Here is an 18,453-nt window from a genome sequence, read left to right as displayed (position 1 = left end):
GGATTGCGCTCCGCTCCATCCGGGCTACAGCACCTTACGGCCCGCTCTCGCCTCCCGCGGCAACAGATCTATGAATCTTTTGATCGCATCGAGCACCGGCCCCTGATCGCCTGCAAAGAACCAGTGATCGTGGCCGTCAAGCTCGACGAATTGCGCACCTTTGATCCGGCTCGCCACATCGCGGCCGGCCGCGATCCGTACCGCCTTGTCGTCCCGACGATGCAGCACCAATGTCGGCATGGCAATCTGCGGCAGAAGGTGCCGCACGTCGGCGTCGCGAAACGCCTCGAGCACCGCCGAGATGCCGCCGGGACTGGACGCCGCGCGCAATAGCCCGGCCCACCAGGCGCGGGCCTGGGGATCGCCGGCTAGGCTCGGCGCGAAGGTTTCAATCTCCACCGGACCTCCCCATTGCGCAATGAGGCGCTTGCTCCAGGCGTCGTACTGGCTGGCGCGCAACGCGTGCGGATAGTCCTGCGACCAGCAGCCCTTGGCCAATGCACCGAACAGAATGAGCCCGGCCACGAGACGTGGCTCGTCCACCGCAAATTTGATGCAGGCAGGTCCACACTCGGATGCGCCGAACAGCACGACGCGGCGCGCATCCACGGCCCGCAGCACGGTGCCGATATCCTCCGCGGTGACGTCGATACCGGGCGCAGATCCAACCCGGTCGGACAACCCGATGCCGCGACGATCAAACACGATCAGACGTCCCAGCTTCATCAGCGAGGCCAGAAACGTCCGGCTCGCGGGATGCTCCCAGGCGCGTTCCACATGCGACACGAAGCCCGGCATGACCAGGATATCGAGCGGACCGCTGCCATAGGTTTGATACGCCAGATGCACGCCGGCGCCCTTGACATAGCGCGTCGCTGGAATCGCATGTGCCGCCGCCGGACTCATCAACGCTTCGGTCGCGGCTTCGGGCGTAACACCAAGCTCGTCACGCAGCCGCTGCGTCAGTGCCGCGTGGTGCCGCTCTGCCGCACTGCGGTCACCCGCCAGCAGCAGGCTGCGGATCAGATGCCGGCCGTAGACCTCGCTCAAAGGATCGAGCTCGACCAGACGGGTCGCATGCGCGGCCGCGGCAAAGTAGTCGCCGGCGGTGGTCTTGTCCTGCACCAGGCGCTCCAGCGCGTGCATCAGCCGTCCGCGCAGCGCCTCGCGGCGAAAGAACGCCCAGTCGTCGAATTCCGGACAGTCCTCCGGCGAGAAGCCTGCGAGGAAATCTCCCCGATAGATCTGGCAGGCCTCGTCAAAGTCACCGCGATCGCAGGCGCTCTCGAATAGATGTGCATCGACCTGCAGCGCGACTGCCGGAGACCATCGCAGGCTGGTCCGATCGGTCTCGAACACCTGCTGACCGAGCGTCAGCTCGATGCGGTGAAGCAGCCGCCGCAATCGCGCAAGGCCGGTCTCGCGGTCAGTTTCAGGCCACAGCAGCGTGGACACGACATCGCGGGCCACAGCGCCCTTGGCCTCCGCGAGATAGACCAGCAGCGCGAGGCCCTTGCGTAGGGCCAATTTGATCGGGTGGCCGTCGGCGTGGACCTCCGGGAACCCGAACGTCCCCAGCGAGAAAGCCGTCATGAAAGTCCTCCCTCCCCTCGCGGCGCCCCCGGGGGACGCACAGGGGACGGTCCAGCGATAGCAGTCGGGGCAGATCCAGCCTGCTCGCCGGCGAGCAATTCAGGCTCCTGCATGCGGCACGGCTGCATCAGGCACAATAGGAAAAAACATGATCTCGCGCCTCCTGATCCTGCTCTACGCCATCGTGAGCTACGTCATCTTCACGGTCTCCTTTCTCTATGCGCTCGGTTTCGTCGGCAATTATGTTGTGCCCAAATCGATAGATATGCCGATTGATAAGTCGATCGATATGCCAATCGGCGTCGGCAGCCCGACGGACCTGAGCGTGGCCATCGTCGTCAACCTGCTGCTGATGAGCCTGTTTGCGATCCAGCACAGCGTGATGGCGCGGCCGGCTTTCAAACGATGGTCGGCCACATTCCTTCCCCTCGCCTGCCAGCGCAGCACCTATGTGCTGCTCTCCAGCCTGATCCTGCTGTTGCTGTTCTGGCAATGGCGTCCGATCCCGACGCCGGTCTGGCAAACGAGCGGAATGGCGGCCTGGTTGCTGATCGGCGTGCATTGGCTCGGCTGGCTGATCGCATTCGCGTCGACCCACATGATCGATCATTTCGATCTGTTCGGCCTCCGCCAGGCCTTCGTCGCGTTCCGCGGAAGCGCGATCCCAGGTCAATCGTTCAGGACCCCGCTGCTCTACAAGATCGTGCGCCATCCCATCATGCTCGGCTTTCTGCTCGCGTTCTGGGCCACGCCCGAGATGACCGTTGGCCACCTTCTGTTTGCGCTCGCAAACACCGCCTACATCCTGGCCGCGCTTCAGTTCGAGGAGCGCGACCTGATCGCCGAATTCGGCGCGACCTATCAGGACTATCGCCGACGCGTTCCCATGCTGCTGCCTCGTCTTTTCGGAGCACCCCGATGAAAGCGATTCTGTGCAGTTCATTCACTGGCCCTGCGGATTTGTGCGTCGGCGAGATCGACGAGCCGAAGCCGGCCGGCGACGAGATTCTGATCGACGTCCATGCGGCCTCGGTTAGTTTCATGGACCAGTTGATGGTCTCGGGCCTCTACCAGATGCGGCCGCCGACGCCCTTCGTGCCCGGCACGGAAGCATCCGGAATCGTCGTCGCGGTCGGCGACCAGGTCACGACATTCACGCCCGGCGACCGCGTGGCTTGCAGCGCCTGGACCGGCGGCTACGCCGAACGGATGATAGCGAAGGACTCAAAGTGCGTCCGTCTGCCTGAAGGCGTCGCGTTCGAAGCAGCGGCGACGGTCCTGCACAATTACGGCACGGCCTATTGTGCGCTGGTCGAGCGGGCCCGGGCGCAGCGCGACGAAACGCTGTTCGTCACCGGTGCTGCCGGCGGAGTTGGCCTTGCCGCGGTCGATCTCGGCCGTGATCTGGGCCTGTGTGTCATCGCCGGTGTCGGCTCCGATGACAAGGCTGCCCTGGTCCAGAGTTACGGCGCCAGCGAGATCATCAACTATCGCACCGAGAATCTGCGCGACCGGATCAAGGCGATCACCGGTGGCGAAGGCATCGATATCGGCTTCGACACTATCGGCGGCGAGATATTCCAGCAGATGGCCCGGTCGATGAAATGGGGCGGACGGCTGATGCCGATCGGCTTCACCAGCGGCGAAATTCCGCAGCTCCCGATGAACCTGCCGCTGTTGAAGAACTATTCCATCCTCGGCGTCTTCGTCGGCGCCTGGGCGGAAAAATTCTCCGCGGAAGCCGCGCGCATGAACGACGCGCTGATGCAATTGCTGGCCGGCGCAAAAATCCGCCCGCACGTCGATCGCGTCCTTCGCTTGGAGGATGCCGGCGAAGCAATGCGTGCCGTGGCCAACCGAACAGTTCAGGGCCGAATTGTCCTCAAGATCAGGTAAGGTGAGCCGGGAAGAGAGAACAAAACCGATGACACAGATCATCATCGACAAACGCTTTTGCGGTCCTCCGAACTCCGGCAACGGCGGCTATGTCTGTGGCCGGCTCGCCCGCCACATTCCCGGCGCCGCGGAGGTGACGCTGCGCGCACCGCCTCCGCTGGACACGCCGCTCGATGTGGTCGCGAGCGACGGCACATGGGAGCTTCGCGACGGCGACAAGATCGTCGCGACCGGGCGAGCGGCAAGCGTGGAGCTTGCACGCGTGGAGACAGCCAGCTTCGAGGAGGCCTGCGCCGCCGAATTGCTGACCCCGATCGAGCCGCACGAGCATCCGCTGCCGACATGTTTCGTGTGCGGTCCCGCAAGGGCGAAGGGAGATGGTTTGCGCATTTTCGCGGGCTCGCTTGCAGGTCATACGCAGAAGGCCGTTCTCGCGGCGAGCTGGACCCCGGATCAGAATCTGGCCGCCGAGGATGGCCTGGTCGCCCCCGAATTCCTCTGGTCGGCACTCGATTGCCCCACCGGCTTTGCCTGCAATTGCGATCAGGACAGCGGCAGCTTCGACAAAGCACCGTTGCTGCTGGGGCGGATGTCGGCGCGGATCGAGGCCCGCCCGCGCCCGGGAGAACGCTGCATCATCACGGCCTGGCCGACGGGCCGCGACGGCCGCAAGCGCATGGCCGAGGCTGCGGTGCATGATGGAGCGGGGAGATTGCTGGCTGTTGCGAAGACGACATGGATTGCAGTTGATCGCGACGTGCAGCTCGGGCGCGGATGATGTAAACTCGATCTCGTAGGGTGGGCAAAGGCGCGTAGCGCCGTGCCACCATTCCGTCTCAGCTTCGTTGCGCAACATGGTGGGCACGCTTCGCTTTGCCCACCCTACGAAGCCTACGCGCTCTGCTCGATCATCCCCTGCAGCCGCACCAGCTCCACCTCGATATCCCGCTCCACGTCCGCCGCCCGCATCTCGATCACCCGATAGTCCCGCGCCTCCAGCCACGCTCGCCTCGCCACACGATCCGCGACGATCGCCTCGTTCTCACCCGCGTTCACCAGCTCGATCGCGATCCGGTGCGGGAACGAGACGAAGTCCGGGATGTGCCGCCCCACAGGGGTCTGGCGCTTGAATCCTCCTGCGAAACGGCGATCGCGTGTGAGCGCCTGCCAGAGCAGGCGCTCGGCGTCGGTCGGGTTGCGGCGGAGCAGGCGGGCGAGGCCGCGCACGGTGGAGCCGCTGTCGGGCACGCCGCCGCCCTGCCCGTGCTCGGCCAAAAGCGCGCGCAGGCGCGTGGCCTGCTCGCCGTCGAGCACGCCGCCCTTGGCCGGGCCCTTGCGCCCTTCCGCGATTGCCATCACCACCCCATGCAGGGTGTGCATGTCCTGCTTGGTCGGCTCCATCCGGGTGAAGATGTTGCGCAGGTTCACCAGCATGGTGTCGCGCTTCTCGGCCGGGCGCAGAAATTCGACCCGGTCGAGCTCGCGGATCAGATTGTCGAAGAAGGCCTGCATCTGGTGCTGCGAGGCGCGCTCGGAGCGCTCCGGCATGGCGTGCGGCAGCTCGCCGGAGGTCGCGCGCTTGAACCATTCGTAGCCGACCAGCAGCACCGCCTGGGCGAGGTTGAGCGAGGCAAAGCCCGGATTGACCGGGAAGGTAATGATGCGGTTGGAGAGCCCGACCTCCTCATTGGTCAGGCCCCAGCGCTCCCGGCCGAACAGGATACCGGCCTTGCCGCCCGCCGCGACGTGCCCGGAAATCTCGCTAGCTGCGGCTTCGGGCCCCACCACCGGCTTGGCCTGGTCGTGGGGGCGCGCGGTCGTGGCGAACAGCAGGTCGAGGTCGGCGACGGCCTCACCGACCGTGTCGAACAATTCGACCTTGTCCAGAATATAGTCGGCCCCGGCCGCGGCGCGCTGGGCGGCGATGTTCGGCCAGCCGTCACGCGGGTTGACGATGCGCAGCGCTGAAAGCGCAAAATTGCCCATGGCGCGCGCGGCCATGCCGATGTTTTCGCCAAGCTGCGGCTCGACCAGGATCACGATGGGACCGTCGAGGGAAAGGCCCGCCTTGCTCTTGTCAGTCCCCGACATCGCGCTTCGCTTTCACACTGGTTCTCAAGGCCTTGGAGAGGCGCTCTTCATGAATTGATTCAAGGCCATTCCTGGCCTGGTCTCGACCCGGTCTCGACCTGCTCTCGGGCCGGCTGACCGTCCGCCTGTCGTTTGCCTGTCCTGACGAAATTCTCAAGGGAAATAACGGGTTGGATTCGACTTTTGAATCTCGTCTGAAACCTCAGCCCGGTCCCCGCGGCAGGGCTGCTCCCGCCCCCCATCTGCGGGGGCTGGATGAGCTAAAAGTGCATAATCCCTTGGCTTTCGCCGGCCGCGTCCCGGTGCTAAGAGGCGGCGGATATTCCCGTGGCGCGCCACAAGCGCCGTTCCCAAGAGGCTTCCCCGATCATGGCAAAAATCAAGGTGTCCAACCCCGTCGTCGAACTCGATGGCGACGAGATGACCCGGATCATCTGGCAGTACATCAAGGACAAGCTGATCAACCCGTTCCTGGATGTCGAGCTGCTCTATTTCGACCTGGGCATGGAATACCGTGACGAGACCAACGATCAGGTGACGATCGACGCCGCCGAGGCCATCAAGAAGGTCGGCGTCGGCGTCAAGTGCGCCACCATCACCCCCGACGAGGCCCGGGTGAAGGAGTTCAATCTCAAGCAGATGTGGAAGTCGCCGAACGGCACCATCCGCAACATCCTCGGCGGCGTGATCTTCCGCGAGCCGATCATCTGCAAGAACGTGCCGCGCCTGGTTCCCGGCTGGACCAAGCCAATCATCATCGGCCGCCACGCCTATGGCGACCAGTACCGCGCCACCGACATCAAGTTCCCGGGCAAGGGTACGCTGACGATGAAGTTCGTCGGCGAGGACGGTACCGTGATCGAGCGTGAAGTGTTCAAGGCGCCCGGCGCCGGCGTCGCCATGCAGATGTACAATCTCGACGATTCCATCATCGACTTCGCACGCGCTTCGCTCAACTACGGCCTGCTGCGCAACTACCCGGTCTATCTCTCGACCAAGAATACGATCATGAAGATCTATGACGGTCGCTTCAAGGACATCTTCCAGGACATCTACGAGCGCGAGTTCAAGAAGGAATTCGACGCCAAGGGCCTGACCTACGAGCACCGCCTGATCGACGACATGGTCGCCTCGGCGCTGAAATGGTCCGGCGGCTATGTCTGGGCCTGCAAGAACTATGACGGCGACGTGCAGTCCGACACGGTGGCGCAGGGCTACGGCTCGCTCGGCCTGATGACCTCGGTCCTCCTCACCCCCGACGGCAAGACGGTGGAAGCCGAAGCCGCCCACGGCACCGTGACCCGCCACTACCGCGAGCACCAGAAGGGCAAGGAGACCTCGACCAACTCGATCGCGTCGATCTTCGCCTGGACCCGCGGCCTGTCGCACCGCGCCAAGCTCGACAACAATGCCGAGCTCGCCAAGTTCGCCAACACCCTGGAGAAGGTCTGCGTCGACACCGTCGAGGAAGGCTACATGACGAAGGACCTCGCGCTCCTGGTCGGCGCCGACCAGCGCTGGCTCTCGACCACCGGCTTCCTCGACAAGGTCGCCGAGAACCTCGGGAAGGCGCTGGCGGCGTAAGCTGTCCGCAATTTCGCCCGACTGCGGTCGGACATCATCACGGGCCGCGTCGCAAGCGCGGCCCGTTCTTTTTGAGACCTTTGCGCGGAGATGCGACCATGTCGATCAAGCTTGCCGTCCCCTGCCTGTTGCTGCTCGCTGGACCGGTTCTGGCCGCCGACCCGCTCCCCGACGCCATCGCCGCGCCCGGCGAGAGCATCGTGCTCAGCGTCCACGCCGAGGGCGCGCAGGTCTATGAGTGCAAGGCCGGCACCGACGGCAAGCTCGCCTGGGCTTTTCGCGAGCCGATTGCCACCCTGCTGTCCGAGGGCAAGACGATCGGCCGGCACTATGCCGGGCCGAACTGGGAGCATGCCGACGGCAGCGCCGTGGCCGCCAAGGTCGCCGGCAACGCGCCGGGTGCGACCGCGGCCGACATTCCCTTGCTGAAACTGGAAGTCACCGCCCACCGCGGCAGCGGCGTCCTCACGCCCGTGACCACGGTTCAGCGCATCAACACCCACGGCGGCAAGCTCGACGGCGCGTGCGACAAGGCCGGCGATTTCAAGAGCGCGCCCTATTCGGCCGAGTATGCTTTCCTGAAGAAGAGCTGAGCCCTCAGCGGTCGGTGCCTTCGCGCTCCGCCTGCGCCAGCTCCGCCACCGCAAGGTCGCCGCTGCCCTCCAGCCGCGCCTTCGCCGTCTTGTGGACATGCGCGGCGAGCGTCGGCATGCGTTCGATCAAAGCGTGAAAATCCTGGGCGTCGAGCACCAGCAGGCGGGTCTTGCGCGTCGCCGTCACCGTGCCGCTGCGTTTGGTCTTGTGCAGCAGCGCGATCTCGCCGAAGAAGGTGCCATCCGCGAGCCGCACCTGCTGGTTCGGCAGCGCGATCTCGACCTCGCCGGCGGTGATGAAATACATCGACGAAGCCGCATCGCCCCGCCGCACCAGGATCTCGCCCTGCTCGATCGTGCGCGCCCGCAGCAGCCGCATGATGTCGGCGATCTCGGACGCGCTGAGATGCGAGAACAGCGGCACCCGCGCCAGCATGCCCCAGGTGACCACGAAGTCGCGCCGTTTCACCTCTTCCGCAAAGGCCGTCGAGATGATCGCGACCGGCAGCGCGATCATGGCAAATCCGCTGATGATGGTGAAGACGGAGATGAATTTTCCAAACGCCGTCACCGGCACGACGTCGCCATAGCCGACGGTGCCGAGCGTCACGATCGCCCACCACATCGCCTGCGGAATGGTGCCGAGCTTGTCCGGCTGCACGTCGCGCTCGATGGCGTAGAGCAGCGAGGCAAACGTCAGAACCGCGCCGATCAGGATGACGATGCAGCCGATAAGCGCCCGCCGCTCGGCATGGACGGCCGCGAGCAGCGAACGCATCGCCGGCGAGTAGCGCACCAGCTTGAAGAACGGCAGCACGCCGAGCGCTGCCAGCGTCGCATGCCGGCCGGTGGCCAGCACGATCGCGGCCGGCAGGAACGCGAGGAGATCGATGATGCCGAGCGCGGAGAAGACATAGCCGAGCCGGTCCGACAGCGCGGACGCCGTGCGCTGGGTATGGCCCGCCACGGTCCACAGCCGCGCCGCATATTCCAGCGCGAACACGATCACGGACAGGATGGTGATGCCCGCGAACAGCGCGCCGAATTGCGCGTCCAGCTCCGGCACCGAGGCAAGGATCATCGCAGCGACGTCGAGCACGATGACGCCGATGATCAGCTGGATGAAGCGCGATCCGACCGAGTAGGCCAGCGGATCGTGCTCCAGCAATTCGTAGAGGCGATCCCTCAGATCGGGATCGGTTGAGCCACGTCCTCGCGGAACGGGGCGCACCTGCTTACGCGCCGGCCGATTTTTGTTCAGTCATGGCTTTTTCGATCGCCGTGAGCGCCGCGGCCGCATTCGCGCCATCGGGGCCACCGGCCTGCGCCATGTCGGGCCGCCCGCCGCCACCCTTGCCGCCGAGCGCTTCGGAGGCGACCTTCACCAGATTGACCGCATTGAAACGCGAGGTGAGGTCGGCGGTGACGCCGACCACGACGCCGGCCTTGCCATCCTCGGTGACGCCGACGATGGCGACGACACCGGAGCCGATCTGCTTCTTGCCGTCGTCGGCAAGGCTCTTGAGATCCTTCATCTCGATGCCCTCGACCGCGCGCGCCATCAGCTTGACGTCGCCGACCTCGCGCACGCCGGAGGCCGCGCCGTTGCTCGAAGCTGCACCGCCGCCCATCGCCAGCTTCTTGCGGGCGTCGGAGAGTTCGCGCTCGAGCTTCTTGCGGTCCTCCATCAGCGCGGCAATGCGCGCCGGGACGTCGTCGATCGAGGTGCGCAGCTCGTGGGCCGCTGTCTTCGCCAGGGCCATGGTGTCGTTGGCGTGTTTTCGCGCGTAGTTGCCGGTCAGCGCCTCGATGCGGCGCACGCCGGAGGCGACCGCGCTCTCGCCCGTCAGCGTGATCAGCCCGATGTCGCCGGTGCGCTTCACATGCGTGCCGCCGCACAGCTCGACCGACCAGCCGAGTGCGTTGGCGCCGCGCTCGCGCGCGGTCCGGCCCATCGAGACGACGCGAACCTCGTCGCCATATTTCTCGCCGAACAGCGCGCGTGCGCCGGCTTCGCGGGCCTCGTCCACGCCCATGACGCGGGTCGAGACTTCGTCATTCTCCAGCACCACGTCGTTGGCGATGTCCTCGACGCGCGCGAGCTCTTCCGCGCTGATCGGCTTCGGATGCACGAAGTCAAAACGTAAACGGTCCGGCGCGACCATCGAGCCGCGCTGGGCGATGTGATCGCCGAGCACCTGGCGCAGCGCCTCGTGAATGAGATGCGTGGCCGAGTGATGCGCGCGGATCGAAAAGCGCCTGCCGTGATCCACTTCGAGCTGCAGCGCGGTGCCGAGCTTGAGCTCGCCGCTCTCGACCGTGCCGACGTGAACGAAGAAATCGCCGAGCTTCTTCTGCGTGTCGGTGACGCGGAATTTGATGCCGCCCTCGCCGGTCAACACGCCGGTGTCGCCGACCTGCCCGCCGGATTCTGCGTAGAACGGCGTCTGGTTCAGCACGATCGCGCCCGTGTCGCCGGCCTTGAGGCTCGTCGCTTCCTTGCCGTCCTTGACCAGCGCGGTCACCACGCCTTCGGCGCTCTCGGTCTCATAACCCAGGAATTCGGTTGCGCCCAGCTTCTCACGCAGCGGGAACCAGATCGCCTCGGAAGCAGCTTCGCCAGACCCTTTCCAGGACTCGCGCGCCTTGGCCTTCTGACGCTCCATCGCGTCGGTGAAGGAGGCCTGATCGACGCTGATGCCGCGCGACTTCAGCGCGTCCTGCGTCAAATCGAGCGGGAAGCCGTAAGTGTCGTACAGCGTGAAGGCGACGTCGCCGTCGAACATGTCGCCCTTCTTTAAGGACGCGCTCTTCTCGTCGAGAATGGCGAGGCCGCGCGTCAGCGTCTTGCGGAAGCGGGTTTCTTCCAGCCGCAGCGTTTCCTCGATCAGATTTTCCGCGCGCATCAAATCCGGATAGGCCTGGCCCATCTCGCGCACCAGCGCCCAGACCAGCCGATGCATCAGCGGCTCTTTCGCACCAAGCAGCTGCGCATGGCGCATCGCGCGGCGCATGATCCGGCGCAGCACATAGCCGCGGCCCTCGTTCGAGGGCAGCACGCCGTCGGCGACGAGGAAGGCCGAGGAACGCAGATGGTCGGCGATGACGCGGAACGAGGCCACGGTCTGCTCGTTCGGTCCGCTTCCGAGAGCGGATGCCGTTGCGTCGATCAAATGACGGAACAGGTCGGTTTCGAACACGCTATCGACACCCTGCATGATGCAGGCCATGCGCTCCAGCCCCATGCCGGTGTCGATCGAGGGACGCGGCAGCGCCACGCGCTCCTCCTTCGTCACCTGCTCGTACTGCATGAACACCAGATTCCAGAATTCGAGGAAGCGATCGCCGTCCTCCTCAGGCGAGCCCGGAGGCCCGCCCCAGATGTGCTCGCCGCGATCGATGAAGATCTCCGAGCACGGGCCGCACGGGCCGGTGTCGCCCATCGCCCAGAAATTGTCCGAGGTCGGGATGCGGATGATGCGGTCGTCGGAGAAGCCGGCGATCTTCTTCCAGAGGTCCGCCGCCTCGTCGTCGGTGTGGTAGACCGTGACGAGCAGCTTGTCCTTCTTGAGCCCGTATTCCTTGGTGATCAGCTTCCAGGCCAGCTCGATCGCGCGCTCCTTGAAATAGTCGCCGAACGAGAAGTTGCCGAGCATCTCGAAGAACGTGAGATGGCGCGCGGTGTAGCCGACATTGTCGAGGTCGTTGTGCTTGCCGCCGGCGCGCACGCATTTCTGCGAGGTGGTGGCGCGCTGATAGGGCCGCTTCTCGACGCCGGTGAAGACGTTCTTGAACTGCACCATGCCGGCATTGGTGAACATCAACGTCGGATCGTTGCGCGGCACCAATGGCGAGGACGACACGATCTCGTGGCCGTTCTCGGCAAAGAAGTTCAGAAAGGTCGACCTGATCTCGTTGACGCCGCTCATGTTCATCCAATCGGGTGTGCTTGCACCCGCCTTCCAGCCATCCAAACCGCGAGTTTGGGCTGATATCTGCGGGTCAAAGCGCTTTTAGACAAGGCCAGCTTCGCTGTCCAGAAACTGTGCAGACAGATCAAGGCGTTGCCGCAGGTTTGCAATCCCCTTGCAATCCGTTGGAAAGCCGCCGATGCCGCGTTGACAGGCTTGGCCGGCCTGTGGTCTTTACCTATCTGTATCGTACGGCCACGTCGGGAGAGACCGGCACTGGTAGCCGGCGCCGAAGGAGCAACCGCCCCGGAAACTCTCAGGCAAAAGGACCGCGTGGCTTTGACAGCATCTGGAAAGAGGCGCCGACGGGCTTAACCCGGATAGCGTCCGCCGACGGGATAATACTCTCAGGCACAGCGACAGATGGGGCTTCGACTGGTGTCCACGGGAAATCGTTCCCGGGGAACCGCCGAGGGCCCCCCGATGCTTGCGCGTGACGACAAAGACTCCCTGAAACGCACCCCCCTTTACGACCTGCATGTCTCGCTCGGCGGCAAGATGGTGCCGTTCGCTGGCTATGACATGCCGGTGCAATATCCGGCCGGAGTCCTGAAGGAGCACCTTCATACCCGCAACGCGGCCGGCCTGTTCGACGTCTCCCACATGGGTCAGATCGCGCTCAGGCCGAAGTCCGGCAAAGTCGAGGACGCCGCCCGTGCGCTGGAGCGGTTGGTGCCGCAGGACATCTTGGCGATTGCGCCGGGCCGGCAGCGCTACGCCCAGTTCACCAATGCCGAGGGCGGGATTCTGGACGATCTGATGGTCGCCAATTTCGGCGATCACCTCTTCCTGGTCGTCAACGCCGCCTGCAAGGCCGAGGACGAGGCGCATCTGCGCGCGAATCTCTCGGACGACTGCATGATCGAGCAGCTTGCCGACCGCGCGCTGATCGCGCTGCAAGGGCCGAAGGCGGAATCCGCGCTGGCGAAATTATGTGCAAAGGCGCCCGCCATGAAGTTCATGGATTCCGGCCCGCACAGGGTCGCCGGCCTCGACTGCTTCGTCTCGCGCTCCGGCTATACCGGCGAGGACGGGTTCGAGATTTCGATTCCTGCCGGCGATGCCGAACGGCTCGCCAGGGCGCTGCTGGACAATCTGGACGTGATGCCGATCGGGCTCGGCGCCCGCGACAGCCTGCGGCTCGAGGCCGGGCTTTGTCTTTACGGCCACGACATCGACACCGCGACCACGCCGGTCGAGGCCGCGCTGGAATGGTCGGTGCAGAAGAGCCGCCGCACCGACGGCGCGCGCGCCGGCGGCTTTCCCGGCGCGGCAAAGATTCTGGCCCATTTCGACCACGGCGCATCCCGCCGCCGCATCGGACTGCGCACCGAGGGCCGCGCGCCGGTGCGCGAGGGCGCGCTGCTGTTTGCGGACGCGACCTCCGGCGAGCCGATCGGAAAGGTCACCTCGGGCGGCTTCGGCCCGAGCCTGAATGCGCCGGTCGCGATGGGCTATGTGCCCACCGCATCGAGCGCGATCGACACAAAACTCTTCGCCGAAGTGCGCGGCCAGCGCCTGGCCGTGCAAATCGCCGCCATGCCCTTCGTGAAAAACACCTACAAACGCTGAGGACCGAGAAAATGACCACGACGCTCTACACCTCCGACCACGAATGGCTCGCGATCGACGGCGATGTCGCCACCGTCGGGATCACCGACTACGCGCAGTCGCAGCTCGGCGACGTCGTGTTCGTCGAATTGCCCAAGCTCGGCCGCACGCTGAAGAAGACCGAAGCCGCCGCCGTCGTGGAATCGGTCAAGGCCGCATCGGACGTCTACGCGCCTGTTACGGGCGAGGTGCTCGAGACCAACCCCGAGCTCGCGAGCGAGCCGGCGCTGGTGAACTCGGATGCGCAGGGCAAGGCGTGGTTCTTCAAGATCAAGATGGCCGACAAGAGCGAGCTCGGCGGCCTCATGGATGAAGCGGCGTATAAGGCTCACACGGCGTGAGGATATGAGACGATCCGTCTCCACACACTCACTGTCATGCCCCGCGAAGGCGCAGGGCTATCGCACGAGAGTGTACGGGATATTTCCACTCATGGCCGGGCTTGTCCCGGCCATCCACAGCCTTCGCGCGACACCAAGAACGTGGATGCCCGGGACAAGCCCGGGCATGACGAGTTTGTGGCACGGACGTGCCGAAGCAACGTGATCCGCTTATGCGATTGCCCCTGCGCCTGCGGGCGTGACGACGACAGATGACCTAAAGCGAGGACCCATGATGACCGCGCACCGCAAATCCAACGGCGACACCACCGGCTTCGTACGCCGCCACATCGGTCCCTCGGCACGCGACGTCACCGCGATGCTCGAGGCCGTCGGCGCGAACAGCGTCGACGCGCTGATGGCGCAGACGCTGCCCGCTTCGATCCGGCAGGCCGCCCCACTCGATCTCGGCAAGCCGCTCAGCGAGACCGAGGCGATCGCGCATATGGCCGAGCTCGCCGCCCAGAACCAGGTCTTCACCTCCCTGATCGGCCAAGGCTATTCCGGCACGATCCTGCCCGCAGTGATCCAGCGCAACATTTTGGAGAACCCGGCCTGGTACACGGCCTACACGCCCTACCAGCCCGAGATCAGCCAGGGCCGCCTCGAGGCTCTGCTCAACTTCCAGACCATGATCTGCGACCTCACCGGGCTCGACGTCGCCAACGCCTCGCTGCTCGACGAGGCCACCGCTGCCGCCGAAGCGATGGCGCTCGCGGAGCGACACTCGAAAGTTGAAGCAAGAGCCTTCTTCGTCGACAAGGACGTGCATCCGCAGACGCTCGCCGTGATGCGCACCCGCGCGGAGCCCCTGGGCTGGACCCTGGTCGTCGGCGATCCCCTCACCGATCTCGACAAGACCGACGTGCTCGGTGCGCTGCTGCAATATCCGGGCAGCTCAGGCGCTGTGCGCGACCTCAGGCCCGCGATCGCCAGCCTGAAGGCCAAGGGCGCGCTCGCCATCATCGCCGCCGATCTCCTTGCCCTGACACTGCTCGCCTCGCCCGGCGAGCTCGGCGCCGACATCGCGATCGGCTCTGCCCAGCGCTTCGGCGTGCCGATGGGCTATGGCGGACCGCACGCGGCCTATATGGCAGTGCGCGATGCGCTCAAGCGTTCGCTGCCCGGCCGCATCGTCGGCCTCTCCGTGGACTCGCGCGGGATGCCTGCCTATCGCCTCGCGCTGCAGACCCGCGAGCAGCACATCCGTCGCGAGAAGGCGACCTCCAACATCTGCACCGCGCAGGTGCTGCTCGCCGTGATCGCTTCGATGTATGCGGTCTATCACGGCCCCGAAGGCCTTTCGCAGATCGCACGCAATGTGCATCGCCGCGCGGCCGTGCTGGCTGCAGGCCTGCGCAAGCTCGGCTTTGCGCTGCAGTCCGATAGCTTCTTCGACACGCTCAGCGTGGATGCAGGTAGCAAACGTGCCGAGATCGTCGCGCGCGCCGCTGCCGAAAAGATCAACCTTGGCGTCGGCGAAACCGCATTGCGGATCGCGCTCGACGAGACCACCACGCCAGCGGCGGTGGAAGCAGTCTGGCGCGCCTTCGGCGGCCAGCTTGCCTATGCCGAGATCGACGCCACCACGCGTGAGGCGCTGCCGGAGGCGCTCAAGCGCGCGACCTCTTTCCTCACCCACCCCGTCTTCCATGCGCATCGCTCAGAAACCGAGATGCTGCGCTACATGCGCAAGCTCAGCGACCGCGACCTCGCGCTCGACCGCGCGATGATTCCGCTCGGCTCGTGCACCATGAAGCTGAACGCGACCACCGAGATGATGCCGCTGACCTGGCCCGAATTCGGCTCGCTTCATCCTTTCGCCCCGCGCGAGCAGGCGCGCGGCTATCACGCGCTGTTCGCGCGCCTGGAGAAGTGGCTGTGCGACATCACCGGCTATGACGCGATCTCGCTGCAGCCGAATTCCGGTGCGCAAGGCGAATATGCCGGGCTTCTGGCCATCCGTGGCTATCACGCGGCGCGTGGGCAGAGCCATCGCAAGATATGCCTCATCCCCTCCTCCGCCCACGGCACCAACCCGGCCTCGGCCGCGATGGTCGGCATGGACGTGGTGGTGGTCGCTTGCCAGAAGAACGGCGACGTCGACGTCAACGATCTCCGCGCCAAGGCCGAGAAGCATTCGAACGACCTCGCCGCGGTCATGATCACCTATCCCTCGACCCATGGCGTGTTCGAGGAGCACATCCGCGAGATCTGCGACATCGTGCATGGCCATGGCGGCCAGGTCTATCTCGATGGCGCCAACCTCAACGCGCAGGTCGGGCTGTCGCGGCCCGGCGACTACGGCGCCGATGTCAGCCATCTCAACCTGCACAAGACCTTCTGCATCCCGCATGGCGGCGGCGGCCCGGGCATGGGACCGATCGGCGTCAAGGCGCATCTCGCGCCGTTCCTCCCGGGCCACCCCGTGACGGATGGGAAAGCGCCGGTCGGGCCCGTGTCGGCCGCACCGTTCGGCTCGGCCTCGATCCTGACCATCTCCTACATCTACATCCTGATGATGGGCGGCGAAGGCCTCAAGCGCGCCACCGAGATCGCGATCCTCAACGCCAACTACGTCGCAGCAAGGCTCGATGCGCACTTCCCGGTGCTCTACAAGAACGAAAAGGGCCGCGTCGCACATGAGTGCATCGTCGATCCCCGCGGGCTGAAGACGACGTCCGGCGTCACCGTCGACGACATCGCCAAGCGCCTGATTGACTACGGCTTCCATGCGCCCACCATGAGCTTCCCGGTGCCGGGCACGCTGATGATCGAGCCGACCGAATCGGAATCCAAGGCGGAGCTCGATCGTTTCTGCGACGCCATGATCGCGATCCGGAAGGAAATCGCCGAGGTCGAGGCTGGCCGCTTCAAGATCGAGGCGTCCCCGCTGCGCAACGCCCCCCACACCGTGCACGACATCGCGGACGACGATTGGAAGCGCGCCTACACCCGCGCCGAGGGCTGCTTCCCCGCGGGCACCTCGCGCACCGACAAATACTGGTCCCCGGTCGGGCGCGTCGACAACGTCTATGGCGACCGCAATCTGGTGTGCTCCTGCCCGCCGGTGAGCGATTATGCGGAAGCGGCGGAGTAACACGCTGCGTAGGATGGGTAGAGCGTAGCGAAACCCATCACTGCATTCCGTTCTAAGGATGGAAAGTGCGATGGGTTTCGCTTCGCTCTACCCATCCTACAGCCTACGGCACACGATTTTATTTATCTAAGGCCCAACCAGCAATCGGCTTTCGCGATCCCATCGCCACAGCCGTTCGTTGGTCAGCTCCGTGCCACCCCGCCAGCGATAGATCCGGTTGTGGCGCCACATGTCGTCTTCGGGCGCAACCGCTTCATCGCGACCCCCGAGCGCGACCAAACCCAAACGAAACAGGCGCCGAAGACGTCGGCAACTCAACGTCCTCAGCGCCCGCTCCTCGCGAAAAACTTTACTGTTGAAGCTTACTCGTCCCCCGGCTCCTCGCCGTCGGCGTCACGCTCGGGGCTGCCGGCGAGAATCTGCTCGGCGATCAGGCCGGAGTTCTGGCGGATCGAGGTCTCGATCTTGGCGGTGATGTCGGGGTTGGCCTTCAGGAACGCTTTCGAATTCTCGCGGCCCTGGCCAAGACGCTGGCTGTCATAGGAGAACCATGCGCCGGATTTCTCGACGATGCCGGCCTTGACGCCGAGATCGAGGATCTCGCCCATCTTGGAGACACCCTCGCCGTACATGATATCGAACTCGACCTGCTTGAAGGGCGGCGCCAGCTTGTTCTTGACGACCTTGACGCGCGTGGTGTTGCCGACCACTTCGTCGCGCTCCTTGATCGCGCCGATGCGGCGGATGTCGAGGCGGACGGAGGCATAGAATTTCAGCGCGTTGCCGCCGGTGGTGGTTTCCGGCGAGCCGTACATCACACCGATCTTCATGCGGATCTGGTTGATGAAGATCACCATGGTATTGGACTTGTTGATGGAGGCCGTCAGCTTGCGCAGCGCCTGGCTCATCAGACGGGCCTGCAGACCCGGCAGCGCATCGCCCATCTCGCCCTCGAGCTCGGCCTTCGGCACCAGCGCCGCGACCGAATCGATCACCAGCACGTCGACCGCGCCGGAGCGCACCAGCGTGTCGCAGATTTCCAGCGCCTGCTCGCCGGTGTCCGGCTGCGAGATCAGGAGCTCGTCGATATTGACGCCCAGCTTGCGTGCATAGACCGGGTCGAGCGCGTGCTCGGCGTCGATGAACGCGCAGATGCCGCCCTTCTTCTGCCCTTCCGCCACCGTGTGCAGCGCCAGCGTGGTCTTGCCCGAGGATTCCGGCCCGTAGATCTCCACGACGCGCCCCTTCGGCAGGCCGCCGATCCCGAGCGCGATATCGAGCCCGAGCGACCCCGAGGACACCGCCTCGACATCCATCGAACGGTCGTTCTTGCCGAGCTTCATCACCGAGCCCTTGCCGAACTGCCGCTCGATCTGGGAGAGTGCGGCGGCCAGAGCTTTACTCTTGTCCATGGAGGATCCTTCGACGATACGCAGGGCAGTGGTGGACATCGGGTCGTGCTCCTTATGACGAGGATTCGCGTGAGGGACAAACGATTGGCGAGGCGGCGCGGCGATAAAACCAATGTACCCCATTTGTTCTAGGTTCGCAATATGTTCTTTTGCGATTTTGGTCTTGCCTGACACGCATCAAAGACGGATGAGCCGCGCGCCGTCAGAATTCCGTAATCCTGC

At 65.0% G+C, this 18,453-nt stretch carries 13 protein-coding genes and 1 riboswitch; of the genes, 8 read left to right on the top strand and 5 right to left on the bottom strand.

What is annotated here, in order from left to right; translation table 11 throughout:
* Positions 1–24: 24 nt before the first annotated feature.
* Complete coding sequence (locus tag AC0L2J_RS19320) at positions 25–1,593, bottom strand: bifunctional AfsR/SARP family transcriptional regulator/alpha/beta hydrolase (protein WP_473393163.1); 1,569 nt, start codon at positions 1,591–1,593, stop codon at positions 25–27.
* Between the two features lie 148 nt (positions 1,594–1,741).
* Here AC0L2J_RS19320 and mddA point away from each other — a divergent pair, with 148 nt between their 5' ends.
* Genes mddA through AC0L2J_RS19305 form a run of 3 tightly spaced genes read left to right on the top strand, consistent with a single transcriptional unit; the run spans position 1,742 to position 4,267 of the window.
* Positions 1,742–2,515, top strand: coding sequence for a methanethiol S-methyltransferase (gene mddA, locus AC0L2J_RS19315; protein WP_473393160.1), 774 nt, complete (start codon positions 1,742–1,744; stop codon positions 2,513–2,515).
* Positions 2,512–3,489 (top strand): NADPH:quinone oxidoreductase family protein, encoded by a 978-nt coding sequence (locus AC0L2J_RS19310; protein WP_473393158.1) that lies wholly within the window; start codon positions 2,512–2,514, stop codon positions 3,487–3,489. Before mddA ends, AC0L2J_RS19310 begins: the two co-directional genes overlap by 4 nt.
* Positions 3,490–3,517: 28 nt before the next feature.
* Positions 3,518–4,267: a hotdog family protein gene (locus tag AC0L2J_RS19305; protein ID WP_473393156.1), complete on the top strand. Its 750-nt coding sequence runs from the start codon at positions 3,518–3,520 to the stop codon at positions 4,265–4,267.
* Positions 4,268–4,380: 113 nt separating this feature from the next.
* Here the strand turns inward: AC0L2J_RS19305 and AC0L2J_RS19300 are convergent, their stop codons facing one another.
* Positions 4,381–5,580 carry a TrmJ/YjtD family RNA methyltransferase gene (locus tag AC0L2J_RS19300; protein ID WP_473393151.1) on the bottom strand — a complete coding sequence of 400 codons (1,200 nt, stop codon included), beginning with the start codon at positions 5,578–5,580 and terminating at the stop codon, positions 4,381–4,383.
* A gap of 369 nt (positions 5,581–5,949) precedes the next feature.
* Between AC0L2J_RS19300 and AC0L2J_RS19295 the strand changes: the two genes are divergently transcribed.
* On the top strand, positions 5,950–7,164 hold the full coding sequence (locus AC0L2J_RS19295) for an NADP-dependent isocitrate dehydrogenase (RefSeq protein WP_007612164.1): 1,215 nt from the start codon (positions 5,950–5,952) through the stop codon (positions 7,162–7,164).
* 98 nt (positions 7,165–7,262) lie between these two features.
* Positions 7,263–7,757, top strand: coding sequence for a DUF3455 domain-containing protein (locus AC0L2J_RS19290; protein ID WP_473393149.1), 495 nt, complete (start codon positions 7,263–7,265; stop codon positions 7,755–7,757).
* 4 nt (positions 7,758–7,761) lie between these two features.
* On the opposite strand, the gene AC0L2J_RS19285 is transcribed toward AC0L2J_RS19290, so the two are convergent.
* Positions 7,762–8,988: a cyclic nucleotide-gated ion channel gene (locus tag AC0L2J_RS19285; protein ID WP_473393147.1), complete on the bottom strand. Its 1,227-nt coding sequence runs from the start codon at positions 8,986–8,988 to the stop codon at positions 7,762–7,764.
* 4 nt (positions 8,989–8,992) lie between these two features.
* On the bottom strand, positions 8,993–11,686 hold the full coding sequence (gene alaS / locus AC0L2J_RS19280) for an alanine--tRNA ligase (RefSeq protein WP_473393144.1): 2,694 nt from the start codon (positions 11,684–11,686) through the stop codon (positions 8,993–8,995).
* Between the two features lie 233 nt (positions 11,687–11,919).
* Positions 11,920–12,009, top strand: a riboswitch (glycine riboswitch).
* Positions 12,010–12,151: 142 nt separating this feature from the next.
* On the opposite strand from alaS, the gene gcvT reads away from it, so the two are divergent.
* From gcvT to gcvP, 3 genes are all read left to right on the top strand, one after another.
* Positions 12,152–13,300: a glycine cleavage system aminomethyltransferase GcvT gene (gene gcvT, locus AC0L2J_RS19275; protein ID WP_473393143.1), complete on the top strand. Its 1,149-nt coding sequence runs from the start codon at positions 12,152–12,154 to the stop codon at positions 13,298–13,300.
* An 11-nt stretch (positions 13,301–13,311) separates the two neighbouring features.
* The gene (gene gcvH, locus AC0L2J_RS19270; protein ID WP_473393142.1) at positions 13,312–13,680 is read left to right on the top strand and encodes a glycine cleavage system protein GcvH; all 369 of its coding nucleotides are present in this window, start codon (positions 13,312–13,314) and stop codon (positions 13,678–13,680) included.
* 274 nt (positions 13,681–13,954) lie between these two features.
* Positions 13,955–16,819: an aminomethyl-transferring glycine dehydrogenase gene (gene gcvP, locus AC0L2J_RS19265; RefSeq protein ID WP_473393224.1), complete on the top strand. Its 2,865-nt coding sequence runs from the start codon at positions 13,955–13,957 to the stop codon at positions 16,817–16,819.
* A gap of 362 nt (positions 16,820–17,181) precedes the next feature.
* Here gcvP and recA read toward each other — a convergent pair whose 3' ends face one another.
* Positions 17,182–18,270: a recombinase RecA gene (gene recA / locus AC0L2J_RS19260; RefSeq protein ID WP_007602214.1), complete on the bottom strand. Its 1,089-nt coding sequence runs from the start codon at positions 18,268–18,270 to the stop codon at positions 17,182–17,184.
* Positions 18,271–18,453: the final 183 nt, after the last annotated feature.

Source organism: Bradyrhizobium sp. MV1.5 (assembly GCF_055807615.1).
The sequence above is the reverse complement of the archived record's forward strand: the minus strand, read 5'-3'. Positions and strand labels throughout refer to the sequence as shown.